This is a genomic window from Rhodopirellula islandica, assembly GCF_001027925.1.
Classification (GTDB): Bacteria; Planctomycetota; Planctomycetia; order Pirellulales; family Pirellulaceae; genus Rhodopirellula; species Rhodopirellula islandica.
In genome coordinates this window covers 39,295-53,987 of the sequence record NZ_LECT01000010.1, presented here as the reverse complement: position 1 = coordinate 53,987, position 14,693 = coordinate 39,295, and the positions used below count along the sequence as shown (strand labels likewise).

The following is a 14,693-nucleotide window of genomic DNA, read 5'->3' as shown; positions in this document are numbered from 1 at the left end:
ATGAATTCACTTTCTAACCAACAAGTGTCCGAAGCACTGAGTGCAACGGCGACCAACTCCAAGGGACAGAAATTGTCGCCGCTGTCGTTGCTGGACGCGTTCGACGGGGTTATTGACCGCGAGACGCTCAAGTCGCTCGCGGGGCAATCGATTCTGAACCCGCGTCAGTTTGACCGACGCACCATTTTGGCGATTGCTCAGTTGGCGGCTCTCTTGGAGTCCCGCAACGTTGAAATGGACAAACCGCTGGACGGCAAGATCGCCATCACGGCGTTCTTTGAACCCAGCACCCGAACACGGTTGTCGTTTGAAAGCGCGGTGCAGCGACTGGATGGAAAAGTTCTATCCGTGCCCGATGGTCAGGTCACTGGCATTGCCAAGGGAGAATCCCTGGCGGACATCGGGGAGATGTTCAACACCTACGGGGACGTGGTCATCATGCGTCACCCGGACACGGACAGCCTGGATGAGATTCGCAAGAACTTGAAAAGGCCGTTGATCAACGCGGGCAACGGTTCGGGGCACCATCCCACTCAAGCGTTGATCGATTGGTATGCGTTGCTGAAGTGGCGACCCGAACTGCATTCCGAACATTGCCCACCGGAAAAACGAGTGCACCTGGGAATCATCGGCACGCCGGGATCGATGCGAGCGGTGAAGAGTTTCTTGCGATTGTCGCTGATGTTCGCGGGCGCGGTCAGCAAGATCACGTTGATCAGCGAGATGGCCGACCCGGTCGGTTTGGATTTGACGGAACCGATCGAGCAATCACCCATTCCCATTGAAATCACCAACGATGTCCAAGAGGTCCTGCCCGAATTGGATGTCGTCTATGTGAACTCGATCGCGTTTTTGGGCGACAGCTATCGCAATCTCGACTCACGATACAGCTTGGATGCGAGCAGTCCTTTCAAGCCCGGTGCCGTGATCATGCACCCGCTCGCTCGCAACGCTGAGTTGAGCGAGGACTTGGACGAGACCGACCACAATCTTTACTTCGCCCAGGCGGCTGGCGCGGTATTTGTTCGGCAGGCTTTGTTGGCGGCCGTTTTGGATCGAACCGATCGGATCAGCGGCATCTGAATTCGCGGTCGTTCACTTCTTTCTATTCATCCATCTCTACGAATCACCAACACCATTTATGTGTGGCATCACCGGATTTTGGAATCCATCCCGTACCAACGAACGCGAATTGCGTTTTGCGCTTGACCCGATGCTCGAGGTTTTGGACCACCGCGGTCCTGACGAGCGCGGCAGCCGTTTGTTTCAGGAACGCGGGCTGGCGATGGGGCACACCCGATTGTCGATCATTGGTTTGGCGTGTGGTCATCAGCCGATTGAAACCGACGATGGTGACTACGCGGTCACGGTCAACGGCGAGCTGTACGATTACAAACGCATTCGAACGTCGCTGGCCTGTGAGAAATACAAGTGCAACGGAAAAAGCGACAGTGCGATCACGCTGCCACTGTATCTGAAGCACGATCTCGCCATGGTCGATCACCTTCGCGGCGAATTTGCTGTGGTGCTTTACGATGACCGCAAGGAACGTTTGGTTCTGATTCGAGATCGATTTGGTGTGAAGCCGCTGTATTACGCGGTCAATGACAACGGCATCGTTTGGGGATCTGAGGTCAAATCGATCCTGCAGCATCCTGACATCGAACCTCGGATGTGTCCCAAGGCCGCCGTTCACCAAATGATGCAGGTCATGGTGCCGGGATCCACTGCCTTTGAAGGCGTCGAAGCGTTGCTGCCTGGGCACATGCTGGTGGTCCAGAAAAACGGTGACTCACTGGAGGTGCAAACGAAGCGTTGGTGGGATTTTGAATTCCCCGAATCGCATGACGAGAACGCGGATCCCGAACCGTTCATCCAAGGTGTTCAGGATCGCTTGATCGACGCCGTCGCGACGCGTTTGGAAGCGGACGTGCCCGTTGGATGTTATTTGTCGGGCGGGATCGACAGTTGTTCCATTTTGGGGCTGGCCAACACGCTGCAGCAGTCGCCTGTCAAAGCCTTCACAATCGCCTTCGACAGTGATGAGTACGACGAATCGAACATCGCCAAACGGATGGCGGAAAGCACCGGTGCCGAACAAGAGTTGCTGCGACTCACGGAAAAGGAACTCTATGGCCCGGCTTTCGAACGAGCCACGTGGCATGCCGAGCGAACTTTCTACAACACGTTGGCGGTTGCAAAATGGCACATGAGCCGCCGCGTTCGAGCTTGCAATTACAAAGCCGTGATCACCGGGGAAGGCAGCGATGAACTGTTCGGTGGCTACCCGTTCTTCAAACGAGATTGGCTGGGCCGCGACGATGAAGGCGGCATCTTCGCCGGTGCCATCTTGGCCGAAGAAGATCTGCAGCACAGTGCTTGGCAAGACCTGTGCGGGTTCACACCGTCTTGGATCCAACCCTGGATGATGGTGCTGAAACGATTTGAGCCGATCCTGTCGTCCTCGCTCACCGATCTCTTGCGGGAATACGACCCGGTCGGCGAAGTCGCCCGTGCCATCGATCCCGCTCAAGTTCGCGGTCGCCATCGTTTGGACGTGTCACAGTACACGTGGAGCAAGACGATGTTGGAAGGTCAGATTCTGACCTGGGGCGGTGACCGGATGGACATGGCCAACAGCATGGAAGCCCGTCCGGCGTTCCTGGATCACCATGTCGCGGAGTACGCCACCACGATTCCGCCGAACATTCGCATCCGCAATGGGGTTGAAAAATGGGTGCTCCGCGAGGCGATGGTCAATGTGTTGCCGCGGGAACTGTACGAACGCAAAAAGTTTGCCTTCATGGCACCGCCAGCTCACACCGACCCGGTGAAACGCGCCGCCGTGCAAGAGATGATTGATCATTGGCTGACACCTTCGCGCGTCGCCTCGTTGGGCTTCTTTGAGCACGGCAAGTTGATGCAGTTCATCGACGATGCCTGGAAAGAAAGCGATGGCACGATCGCGCGTCGCAATGACATCGTCATGAATCACGTCTTGCAATTGCACATGCTTCAAGGCCAGTACGTTGAGGGTCTGCCTTTGCCGGCAGTGGATTGATTGCCATGCAAGTGAATCTGGAACGGATCAAAGCCGATATCCTGGAACTCTCGCAGATCGGCCGGAATTCAGAAGACCATGGCATCTACCGGATGGCGTTCACGGACGCCGACATCGAGGGCAAACGTTGGCTGATCGACCGGATCCAGGCCGCGGGATTGCCAAACGCGATGGATGGGGCCGCGAATATTTCGGCGACCCTCGCTGGAAAAACCGATTTGCCGCGAGTCTTGGTGGGGTCTCATATCGACACCGTTCCTTGTGCCGGGGCATTGGATGGGACGCTGGGCGTGGTCGCAGGTTTGGAATGCCTGCGTTGCTTGAAGGAATCCGGTGTCCAGCTCGAACGCACGATCGAACTGATTGCTTTCAGTGACGAGGAAGGTCGCTTCGGCGGGATGTTCGGATCGCAATCTGTCTGCGGCCAAATCAACCCGGAAATGATCGCGACGATGACCGACATGAATGGCGTTCCGTTGCAGGATGAAATGGCTCGCCATGGTTACGACCCCGTCGCGGCGTTGGATGCGGCGAGAGATCCAGAGGCCCTGCACTGCTACTTGGAAATGCACATCGAGCAAGGGCCCGTGCTGGATCGGCTGCAGAAATCCGTGGGGGTCGTCGACCAAATCACGGGACTGTTCACCTGGTCCGTGCGGCTCAAAGGCGAAGCCAACCACGCAGGAACCACGCCAATGGACATGCGGCACGATGCGTTCATGGGGTTGGCCGATTTCGCGCATGAGATCCCACGAATTTTGGAAGAGAACGGCAGCGACCGAAGTCGGGCAACGATCGGGAAAGCTCAGATTCTTCCTGGGGCCACCAACACGGTGCCCGGCTTGGTGGAATTCGCCTTGGACGTGCGTGACACCTCCATGGAGGTGCTGGAGGAGCTGGCCGATGCATTTCGGAAGGCGCTCTCGGCAATCGCTCGTCGGCGAAGTTTGATGTTCGAGTTTGAACAGAAGAGCTTGATCAGTCCGGTCACGTGTGGCGTTTCGATCGTGAAGGCAATTCAGCAGCAGACCGAGAAATTGCAACTTGAGTATGAAATCATGCCCAGTGGGGCTGCCCACGACGCCCAAATCATGGGAAGAATGATTCCCGTGGGGATGATCTTTGTCCCCAGCAAGTCTGGGCAAAGTCACTCGCCCGCGGAATGGACCGCCTGGCAGGACATCGAGGCCGGAGCCAATGTGCTGCTCCACTCGCTCGCTGAAATGGCTGGGCCATCTGCCGAGTAGTCCGGCACCACCGATTGAACGCATTGAAAGCGCACCATGAACGAATTTGCACCGCACGAAGAACACCCCGATCCACTTCGCGAAATCTACCACGAATCATTTGTCGACAACCCTGCCCACGGCGAGTTTTTGGTGGGGCGGCACACGGCGTTGCTGTGCATCGACTTGCAGTATCTCGACGCGGCTCCGGGGTGCGGTGTCTTTGCCGAAGGAAACAACCACGGCGTTTCAGACGAGAGCCAGAAGTACTACTTCGATCGGCTGAGTGAAACGGTGTTGCCCAACGTGCGGCGGCTGCAAGAAGCGTTTCGGCGTCGCAACCTCGAGGTCATCCACACTCGCATTCAGTCGCTCACTCAGGACGGACGAGATCGTGGCAAAGGTCACAAACGCTTGGATCTGTTGGCGGCCCCCGGTTCGCATGAGGCCGAGTTCTTGACGGAAGTTGCGCCGTTGCCCGAACGCGACGAAATCGTCATCAACAAAACCGCCAGTGGCGTGTTCAGTTCCACGAACCTGCATTACGTGCTCAAGAACATGGGCATCGAATCCCTGTTTGTGGTCGGTGTCTACACCAACGAATGTGTCGAAACGACCGTTCGGGACGCATGCGATTTGGGATACCTCGTGACCCTGGTCGACGATTGCTGTGCGACCGTGACGCCGGAGCTGCACAACGCGACGCTGGCCACGCTTCGCGACCGATACGCGCGAGTCATGACGATCGGCGAAGTCATCGAAACGGTCGTGAATCTGATCCCCGCCAAGACCGACGGCTGAGAAAGACGGCGATTGCTGCCGGAACTCCGCTAAGCAGGTACGCAGGAATGATTGGGGGTCACCTTGTGAGCTGTTTGGGTGTTTGCCTGGACTGCGAAATGTTTGGTGTTGGCGTTCGGATAGCGAATGCAATTTTTCTTCCGGCTTGCTGTCTTTCTTCATCCCGGTAGGGATGTCAGATGGTAGCCGGGAGTTGCTGCGTAGCAGCGTACCCCCGGAAAACGAGCGTCCCAAAAAACACTCTCCATCCCGCCGTGGCCATCGGCCACGGCGGGATGGAGAGTGGCGGCGCGGGCTACAGGTCCGTCGGTGGCGCGATCGCTTACCGACGGCTACCATCTGAAATCCCTACCGGGATGAAAACTTGCGCACACGAATGCGTTCCATCACACCAAACATTTCGCAGCCCAGCGTTAAGCAGGTCGGCAGGAGTCTTTCGTCATTGGGACTGTTTCGGGAAGCGTTGTTGCCCCCACGTCCAACCGGGGCGAACGCCCAAACGGCTCACATGCCCGATGACACCTGCTTGGCGCTTCGGTCCGGCCGACTTTGAATTGTGTCCGTCCACGATCGTCCCGGATGGGGCCGCCCCGTTCGCTCGGGGCGAAAGCCCCGAGCACGCCTTGATCAGCTCATTTCGGCTTTGATCAGATCGATCAAATCCTGGGTTTGCAATTTCGCAGCCGCATCGGTGCCATCCAAAATGCCCGCCACCAATTCGCGTTTGTCGGCGTGGAGCTGAAGGATTTGTTCCTCGATCGTTCGCTCGGCGACCAAGCGATAGACGGTGACCGCGCGTTCTTGTCCGATGCGGTGAGCCCGGTCAGTCGCTTGGTCTTCCACCGCAGGGTTCCACCATGGGTCGAGGTGCAACACGTAATCCGCGGCGGTCAAGTTCAGGCCCGTTCCACCGGCTTTCAGCGAGATCAAGAACAGATCGCCTTCGCCATTTTGGAACGCATCGACGCGGCGTTGCCGTTCGTGTGATGGCGTGGCCCCGTCGAGGTACTGGTAGGAGATCCCACGTTCGTCCAGGGCTGCTCGCACGACACTGAGGTGTTTGACGAATTGGCTGAACACGAGTGCCCGGTGATCGCCTTCACGAAGTTCTTCCACCAGCGACAAGAACAGTTGCAGCTTGGACGAAGTGCCCTTCCAGCTGGGTTCAACCAGGGAGGGGTGACAGGCGAGTTGGCGCAGTCGGGTCAGCCACGACAGCGTCTGAATACGGCGTCGACCTTCGTGCGATGGAGCACCACCACCGGCGGTGAGTTCCGCCAGAGCAGCCAAGCGAGCGTCTTCGTAGAGTTTGCGTTCGGGAGCGGACAATTCCGCACGAAGCGTGATCTCGGTGCGCGGTGGCAATTCTTTCAGCACCTTGTCTTTGGTTCGACGCAGCACAAACGGACGCACCAAGCGAGCGAGCGATTCGCGGCGATCCGCGTCGTTGTGGCGCTCGATCGGTTCCGCGAAACGACTTCGGAATCGTTGCCAAGAACCGAGCAACCCGGGGCTCAGTGTCCGGAACAGACTCCACAATTCGCCCAGGTGATTTTCCAGCGGCGTGCCGGACAGTCCCAGACGCCAATCGGCTTGGAGCGTTCGGATCGCTTGGGATGTCTTGGTCTGCGAATTCTTGATGAACTGAGCTTCGTCGAGCACCAGCGTGTGCCAAGCACGCGAAGCAAATCGTTTTGCATCGCGTTGCAGCAGTTGATAGCTGACGATCAACAGGTCGTTGGGCCCTGAGGTTTTGATGACTTCGTCGCGGTCGCAATCACGGTAGAGTTTGCCGGTCAACGCGGGCGTGAACTTCTCGGCTTCTCGCACCCAGTTTTCACCGACACTGGTCGGTGCCACGACCAACGCGGGACCCGTGGGGCCACGTTCCACCAAGATGCCCAGCGTCTGGACCGTTTTCCCCAGACCCATGTCGTCGGCCAGGACGCCGCCGACTCCCCAGCGACTCAGGCGAGCGAGCCACCGGTAACCATCCAACTGATAATCACGCAGGGTGGCGTCCAAGCCTTCGGGGCGATCGGGTGCCCAATCCTGAAGCGAATCAAGTCGTTCAATCGCTTGGTGCCAGGTTGCGGTCGTTTCCAGCGTCACGTCGTCGCCCAGCACGTCTCGAGCCAACGGCACGGCGGCACCCGCCAAACGCAGTTGCCCCTTTTCGCTGACCAGCGTGTCGCCCAACTGCGTCAGACGCTTGCGGAACGCTTCGCTGATTTTTGCAAATCGGCGATCGCCAACTCGAACGAGTTGCCGATCTTCGCGGACGGCAGTCAACAAATCTTGCAGCGGCACGTCGACACCGTCGACGGTCACGGTGCCGGTCATGCCGAACCAATCCGGCGAGTCATCGATTTTGATTCGCAACGATTTCGGCGTGATCTCGCCACGCACGCGGAACGTTTCGCCTTCGGGCCAAACAATCCGTGGGGCTTCATCGCCAGCATCGTGCAAACGACCTAGCAAATCCAAGGCGGCGTGATCGGTCAGGGCGACCCACTCCATCGTGCTCTCGTGAGACAGTCGGTTGAGCCCAAAACGTTGGATCGTTTTTTCAGCGGTTTCGAGTTCGGCTTTCAAGTCGCGTTGCAGACGGATCGGACCGGTTTCGGCCAAGCACGGCACCAACTCGGGAGCGTCCCCGGGCACCAACGAATCACGCAGTCGGGATTCGTGCACCCGCAGTGAAACCTTCAATCCCGCACCGGGACGAGGACGCATTTGCAGCACCAACTCACACGGTGCCGGCACAATGGGGCCAGCCAGTTGCGGAGGCAATTCCACTCGGATCAGCGAATCGATCGAACCTGCGGCCAGCGCCAAACGCGATGCCGTGGCGTGATCGAGCAACGTGTCGCGGTAGTCACCGCGAAGCAAGAACTGAATGATTCCAATCGCAGCCGGGTCCGCCAGCGTGCACAGCACGATTCGGTCGTCCTCGGCATCGGCCAAAATGATCGCCGGTTCCACCGGGCTCAATCCGCCGACCACGGTTTCGCATTTCTGCACATCGATGTCGATTCCGTCGACCGACAATCGTGGTTGAAACTGAACCTCGACCTTTTCATCGTCCGCGATCAGGTCGTCAACGATCATGGTGTCAGTCGGGGCAACGCTGCGGACGGGCTCCGGTTCGGATTCTGGCATGGTCAGCGTGGTGGTCACGTTGTCCAGCAGTTCGTTGGCCGATTTGCCCGAGCGCTTCTTTGCTTTTTTGGCAGGCGTTTTCTTCGCCGGGGCTTCGCTGTCCGATTGGCTCTTGGATGCTTTGGGTTTGTTGGACTTTTCGACTTCGACCGGCTGCAGCGTCAACAGCAGTTGGCTGCAGAAGATTTCCACCGGCAACGCGTTTTGATCGTCCCACGCGACGTTCTCGTGGCCTGCCAGCATCCGCAGGGCTTCGAAGATGGCGTAGTTGTCATCGTGAACGCCGTGGGTGGGCACCGACGTCAACGACGCGATTTTGCTGTCCAGAGGATCGGTCAGCAGGTTCTGATCGAGCAGGTCGAAGCTACGGACCTCGCGGCCCTTGGTCCAACCCTTGCCGCCTTTGCGTTGTTTCTGTTCGAACGGCGTGATCGTCAGCGGAGCCGTTTGCGATGCCATGTTGACGCGAACCCGCCACTGCAATCGGGTCGGCTCGGCGTCTTCGGCCAATGGGGGCCGCGAATTTTTGGCTCGTCGCAACAGTTCATCGACGAACTGCTTGCCGGCTGCGACCGCATCGGCTTTCAGGCCACCGAGGAATTCGATCAGTTGGCCGTTGCCGCTTCGCCGAGCGATTTGTTCTTGCAACCACCAGGCCGCGGCCAACGTGTGCGGGCACGATTGGTCTCGCAGGAACGCCACGCATCCGCATTGGCACTCGCTGGTCAATTCCCCGACCCCTCCCGGATCGTCCTCGTCGACTTGGGGAACGATCTCGAGAGCAACGGTTTGTTGCTTTTCTCGATTGCCTACCACCTGGAAATCAAAGCGAACGCCGTTGTCGCCCTGGGTCAGGGTGGGAGTCTTCACCGTCAGCATGGCTGCACGGGAATCGAAACCCTGATCGTGTGAATCGACGAGACGCTCCACCGCCTCGCCCATCAGCAATCCGAGCGATCCGAGTTGGTCTTCCGCGATCCAGTCCATGCGTGTTGCTTCTCAGAAGGTGCAATTCAAAAAACGAGCGAAACAGGGTACACGCGATAGCGATTGAAAGCGATGGTGCAGAGTGAGGACCTTTCCTGGCGGGGCCCAACGGGTGATTCGTCCCCCGTCGGACGCTCTTGTGCTCGGAACCAGCCATCTCGCAGCGGCCGGACGAACCGACTACCATGATTGCGCAAGGCGAAAGCCGGCGGAGTGGCTCGGGTCGCGTGCCAATCCATCCCACCCGGCCCCCTTTTGAGATCGACTCGGTTGTTTCCGTCGAGTTGGAAAAAGGTGGTTGTTCACACAGTGTGTGCGGGATTTCCTTGAGAACGAGACTTGGGCCAGACACTTGGTTTGGATTCTCGCTCGCAAGGATTCGCGGACGGTCCTTCGATTGTCACAGACGCTTGAAATTTTGCGTCTTTGATCACTCGAACGAGCGTCGGGACTGAAGGATGGTGTGGCGACACGGGAATGTCACACCGTCTCAGTTGCCAGGATGGTCCTGAGCGACGTTTCGGACGTTTCCCGATAAAATTTTGTTCGGTCTTTGAATCGCTGGTTGCCATGGGGCAAATGCATTTTGATGTCCCTGACGCAGCGAACGAGTTCTTTGAATCGACTCGTTGGGAAGATGCGTATCTGTGCGGCATCGAAGGTGTGCCGTGGCAGTCTCGGAACGTTTATTCCAACGGACGCTTCACCCTGACCCGTGGTGTCGACACGTCCGCCAAACTGTTCCTGACTTGCCCGATTCCCTCGATCGGCTACCGCCAACTCAGCACCTGCAGCCTGCGTTGCCTGGCCAACCCCCACCGACTGTTTGTCGAATTGGCGCGAGGAAGCTGCTACCGCGTGCGAGTGCAAGCCGATGTGTGGCAGCGCGGCGGGTTGGTGCTCAGCGATCGCTTCGACGATTTGCTGACACGAGGCACCAAGCGGTTCTTGGATGCCAGCCAGTGTGCCCCCGAAAGCCCCTCGTGCGTCGAAGCGGCGATGGAGGCCATTGAGGCGTTGGAGCTGGCGTCGAATGAACTCGGCGATTTGTTCGCGAGTCAGTCCGTCGCGTATCGGCGCAGTCGTGAAAACCGGTTGTGCACGATGTTGGCCGTCGGAGTCTTGCCGCCACTGCCCGCCACCGAAGTCACGCCCGACATCCAGTCGGGTCGCGCGGGCAATTCGATCGATGAACAAACCACGATCACGCGTGCGTTCAATGCCGCCGCGGTTCGGATCAATTGGGGCGAGATCGAAACGGATTCCGGGCGTCCCAATTACGAACCCGTCGACGAAGCCCTGACGGCGTGTTCTCAAATGGGACTGCGTGTGATCGGTGGCCCCGTGATTGATTACCGCAAAGGGTTGCTCCCGGATTGGTTGACGCTGTTGGACGATGACTTTGACAAACTGATGTCGACGACGATCAGCTTTGTCGAAAAAACGGTCGAGCATTTTCGCGGTCGCGTGAACCTTTGGAACGCCGCCTCGGGGTTGAACGTGGCCGGCCCGCTGGGGTTCGATGACGAACAAGTCATGCGGTTCTCCATCGGGATCCTGCAAACCATCCGCCGCTGCGATCCCAACACGCCCGTGTTGATGTCGTTGGATCAGCCCTGCGGCGAATACCTGGCTCGGGATGAGCAGGGAATCAGCCCGCTGCATTTCGCCGACGCTCTGCTACGAAGTGGCTTGGGGCTGGCCGGAATCGGCTTGAATTTCCGATTCGGTTTCGAAGAAGGTGACACGCATCCACGATCGGCGGTCGAGTTCGGCCAAATCATTGACCGCTGGGCGACACTGAATGCTCCCCTGATGGTGCAGCTGTCGGTGGCCGGTGCACCCGGCAAAGACGCGTCAGCACGATTGCCCATCCAAACGCGTCCGCTGTCGCCAGACATCAGTGATGACCCCGATGCCTGGGCCAAAGCTCAATTTGAATTTGTGCAGCCACTGATCCAAACGTTGCTATCCAAGCAAATCGTTCACGCGGTGGTGTGGGATGGATGGTCAGACCAACACGCTCACCTGACCCCGCACGCGGGCGTGATCGACGCCAAAGGCCGCCCACGTCCCATGCTGGCCTACCTCACCAAAATTCGCGAAGAAATGCTGATGTGATCATGGAGGGTGCGTTGGTGCCTCGCTGACCGGCTTGTCGATTGAGTCGTCAACGACGTTTCAACGCATGTGGGATGAGCACTCTTGCCCGTCAGAGTTGCGGATGTCGGCCAAGAGTGGCCAACCTACAGCCAAATCGACCAACCGTGACGGCTGGTTGATTTGCTCGAGTTCACAACCCGATGCGTGAGCGAGGGACCCACAGGCTCGTTGCAATGGCACGCGATCCCTCGCTCACGCTTCGGGTTGGGATTCGATCAACAGGCCGGTGAGCGAGGAACGAAATGCGACAGGTGCGGCTCATGATCTTCGCCCCGGAAGGGGCCGGCTTCCATCGCTCGGGGCGGAAGCCCCGAGACGGATTCCTGCAACGCTAGGCGGCGCGGCGTTGGTTTTCGTTCGAATCCAAGACAGGAACGTGAGCCCGTTTGCGACGGAGGTCTCGCATGATCGCCGCACTCTCGTGCAACTTGCCTTCGAGCACTCGCATGCGTTCTTGCATTTCGGCGTTGGCATCGAGGCTTTGGTCGAGTTCGCCGGAAACCCGTTTGAGTTCCGCGGTCAAATCGGTGACCTGAGCCTGCATGGTCGCCACACGGGGTTCGTGCTGGCGAGCGGTTTGCAGTGAGTCCTTGGTGGACTTCAGTTCTTGCGTCAAGCGTTGCACCAGCGAGGTTTGCTCATTGATCCGAGCTTCGAATTGTTCTTGGGAACGACGCAGCGATTGCACCTGTTGGTTGCGTTCGTCGACTTCCTTTTGCAACTGCGTTTCGCGTTGCTGCTGCTGTTTGAACTGTTGATTCAAACGTGTGGTTTCGTGGGTGCGTTCCGCTACGGTTTGCTTCAGTTTTTCAAACTCGGGACGCACGGATTCCAGACGTTCAATTTCCGCCCGGTGACGCGTCACAGCACTTTGCTGTTCTTGCAGGTCCGTTCGCAGTTGCTCGATCGCTTTGTCCTTGGACTCGATGGTAGCTTCGAGCTGCTTGGCTTCATTTCGCAGTTGTTCCGTCGAAGCGTGAATTTCCTGCAGCGTTGTCTCGTGTCGATCGCGTTGAACGATGGCAGCCGCCAGTGACGATTCGGTGGTTTCCAATCGCGATGTCGTCGTCGTCAATTCGGCTTGGGTTTGCTCGAGTTGCGATTCGGCAGCGGTCAGCTTTTGATGGGCCGACGAAAGCTTGGATTCCGATTCCGCCAGCAGAGATTGACTGTCGCTCCAATTGGCTTGAACAGAACCCAATTCCGTTTGGGTTTGTTTCAGTTCCGATTCGGTGGTGGAAAGTTTGGCCTCGGTGGACGTCAACCGCGACTGAGTTTCGGTCAGACTGGTTTCGGTGCTGGCGAGTTGCGAGGCCGTGTCTTCCAGTTTGGAATTCAGGTCTTCAAAGGTCAGGTCCAGTCGTTTTTCGAGCTCGGACAACGCCGTTTCGGCGATCACGCGGCCGTCAATTGCCTCTTGAATGCGAAGCGTTCGCTCGTCGAGTTCTTCCGCCAGTTCTTCGCGTTCGCCTTGCAACGCTTGCAATTTCAGTTCGTGTTCTTGAAGCGTGGATTGCAGTTGGGTGCGAGCCGTTTTGAGTTCGCTGACCTCTTCGGTGCGAGCTTCCAATTCTTCGCGGACCGTTTGAACGGTTGCTTCGTGACGAGTTGCCGCCTGGATCGCAGCTTCGTGTTGGGATCGAAGGTGTTCGTATTCAGTTTGCAGTTCGGCGAATCGCAGTCCGGTTTCGTCGTAATCGTTGGCAACGTTTTCGCGTTCCGCTGCAAATTGATCGCGTTGCAGAATCGCGGCGTCGCGTTGGGTGATCGATTCTTCGATGCGTTGAATCAGCGATTCGTTGGCTTGGGTCAGCGAATCGATTTCTTCATTGGCTGCGATCAGGTCCGCTTGGATTTGCTGGAACTGGCTGTGGGTGTGCTGTTGTTCGGATTGCAACGTGGTTTGTTGTTGCTGCAGCGAGCTGAGTGCTTCGTTGGCCGCAAAGACTTCGCCGCGGGTCACTTCAATCTGACTTTGCAGTTCTTCGTTTTGCGTTTTCAGTTGCTCGTTGGCTTGCTTCAGGAATTCCTGTTGCTTCTCACGGTTGGCCAACTCGTCGCCGGTGGCATTGGCGGTTTCGGCGAGCTCACGCATCTTGGCAGCCGATTCTTCGAATCGAGTTTCGTTGTCTGCCAGAGCAGAACGCAGCGACTCGATTTCTTGCTCGGCTTGTTGCAGCGATTCGTGGACCGCATCGCGAGCTTTTTCGGCGTCTTGGGTGGCCAACTCAAAGCGGCTGTGTTCGGCTCGCAGATGCCCCAGTTCGGTTTCGGCACCCTGGGTCAATTGCTTTTGGTCTTTCAACCATTGACGCAGTTGATCGTTTTCGGCCTGCAGCTCGTCACGGCTGGATTGCAGCGAATCGACGTCGCCTTGCAGGCCCAGGAAGTGATGCTTGCGACTGCGAGCCACCGCTTTGGCTTTCGCGTACTTTTTCTCTGCATCTTTGATGGCGTTCACGTCGCGACTGCGGTCGCGATACCAGAGCAAATGCCCAACCAGAATGCCTCCCATGACAAACATAAAGGCGGACAGAAATGGGATACCGATCCAAGTATTCATGGCAGACACCAACACCAAACAAATGAGAACGCGTGGCAAAAACCACGCTCCAGATGGCCTGTATCAAGCCACCGGTCGGCGTGTCGAGCCCAAACCCGGAGGTGAACCCCTGTTCGGGGCACTTCGCTGGGACACGTGCTGGCGTCTTGCCCGGGTGCAGCCGTAAGGCAGCCGTAAAGCCGTAAGGTGCCACCCACCTTCTGCATCCGCCAATCACAACCCGACGCGTGAGCGAGGGACGCCCCCAACTCCACGCCGGCCCCATCCGGGGCGACCGTTTGTATTCCGGCACCAGTCTCGGGGCTTCCACCCCGAGCTAAGAACGCCGGCCCCATCCGGGGCGAGGATGCAGCGAAGCCGTAAAGCCGTAAAGGTGCCACCCACCTTCCAGATCCTTCTGCATCCGCCAATCACAACCCGACGCGTGAGCGAGGGACGCCCCCAACTCCACGCCGGCCCCATCCGGGGCGACCGTTTGATTTCTGGCACCAGTCTCGGGGCTTCCACCCCGAGCTAAGAGCGCCGGCCCCATCCGGGGCGAGGATTGCAGTGCATCCGTAAGGTGCCACCCACCTTCCAGATCCGCTCAGATTTTCCAATTTCCAATTGTCAATTTCCTCTCTCAATCCCGCATCCCCCCGTACGGTGGTCTTGCAAGACCGTCGCCCCAGCAACAACCCGACACGCAAGCGAGGACAAACCGCATCCTCCACGCCGGCCCATCCGGGGC

7 protein-coding genes are annotated in these 14,693 nt (G+C 58.1%); 5 read left to right on the top strand and 2 right to left on the bottom strand.

The genetic code is table 11. The annotated features are described in order from the left end of the window. Genes RISK_RS04630 through RISK_RS04615 form a run of 4 tightly spaced genes read left to right on the top strand, consistent with a single transcriptional unit; the run spans position 1 to position 5,088 of the window. Positions 1-1,083, top strand: a complete 1,083-nt coding sequence (locus RISK_RS04630) for an aspartate/ornithine carbamoyltransferase family protein (RefSeq protein WP_047813099.1) — start codon at positions 1-3, stop codon at positions 1,081-1,083. 58 nt (positions 1,084-1,141) lie between these two features. Continuing rightward, positions 1,142-3,061, top strand: coding sequence for an asparagine synthase (glutamine-hydrolyzing) (gene asnB, locus RISK_RS04625; RefSeq protein ID WP_047813098.1), 1,920 nt, complete (start codon positions 1,142-1,144; stop codon positions 3,059-3,061). Positions 3,062-3,066: 5 nt separating this feature from the next. Next, positions 3,067-4,308, top strand: coding sequence for a Zn-dependent hydrolase (locus RISK_RS04620; RefSeq protein WP_047813097.1), 1,242 nt, complete (start codon positions 3,067-3,069; stop codon positions 4,306-4,308). 36 nt (positions 4,309-4,344) lie between these two features. Next, positions 4,345-5,088, top strand: a complete 744-nt coding sequence (locus RISK_RS04615; protein ID WP_047813096.1) for a cysteine hydrolase family protein — start codon at positions 4,345-4,347, stop codon at positions 5,086-5,088. 627 nt (positions 5,089-5,715) lie between these two features. On the opposite strand, the gene RISK_RS04610 is transcribed toward RISK_RS04615, so the two are convergent. After that, positions 5,716-9,237, bottom strand: a complete 3,522-nt coding sequence (locus tag RISK_RS04610) for a DEAD/DEAH box helicase (protein WP_047813095.1) — start codon at positions 9,235-9,237, stop codon at positions 5,716-5,718. 570 nt (positions 9,238-9,807) lie between these two features. Here RISK_RS04610 and RISK_RS04605 point away from each other — a divergent pair. Further along, the gene (locus RISK_RS04605) at positions 9,808-11,358 is read left to right on the top strand and encodes a glycoside hydrolase family 10 (protein WP_047813094.1); all 1,551 of its coding nucleotides are present in this window, start codon (positions 9,808-9,810) and stop codon (positions 11,356-11,358) included. A gap of 373 nt (positions 11,359-11,731) precedes the next feature. On the opposite strand, the gene RISK_RS04600 is transcribed toward RISK_RS04605, so the two are convergent. After that, positions 11,732-13,963 (bottom strand): coiled-coil domain-containing protein, encoded by a 2,232-nt coding sequence (locus RISK_RS04600; protein WP_047813093.1) that lies wholly within the window; start codon positions 13,961-13,963, stop codon positions 11,732-11,734. Positions 13,964-14,693: the final 730 nt, after the last annotated feature.

What these genes read in the sequence shown, in the direction of transcription:
- RISK_RS04630 (WP_047813099.1), top strand. Translation starts at nt 1, where the DNA reads ATGAATTCACTTTCTAACCAACAAGTGTCCGAAGCACTGAGTGCAACG.
- asnB (WP_047813098.1), top strand. Translation starts at nt 1,142, where the DNA reads ATGTGTGGCATCACCGGATTTTGGAATCCATCCCGTACCAACGAACGC.
- RISK_RS04620 (WP_047813097.1), top strand. Translation starts at nt 3,067, where the DNA reads ATGCAAGTGAATCTGGAACGGATCAAAGCCGATATCCTGGAACTCTCG.
- RISK_RS04615 (WP_047813096.1), top strand. Translation starts at nt 4,345, where the DNA reads ATGAACGAATTTGCACCGCACGAAGAACACCCCGATCCACTTCGCGAA.
- RISK_RS04610 (WP_047813095.1), bottom strand. Translation starts at nt 9,237, where the DNA reads ATGGACTGGATCGCGGAAGACCAACTCGGATCGCTCGGATTGCTGATG.
- RISK_RS04605 (WP_047813094.1), top strand. Translation starts at nt 9,808, where the DNA reads ATGGGGCAAATGCATTTTGATGTCCCTGACGCAGCGAACGAGTTCTTT.
- RISK_RS04600 (WP_047813093.1), bottom strand. Translation starts at nt 13,963, where the DNA reads ATGAATACTTGGATCGGTATCCCATTTCTGTCCGCCTTTATGTTTGTC.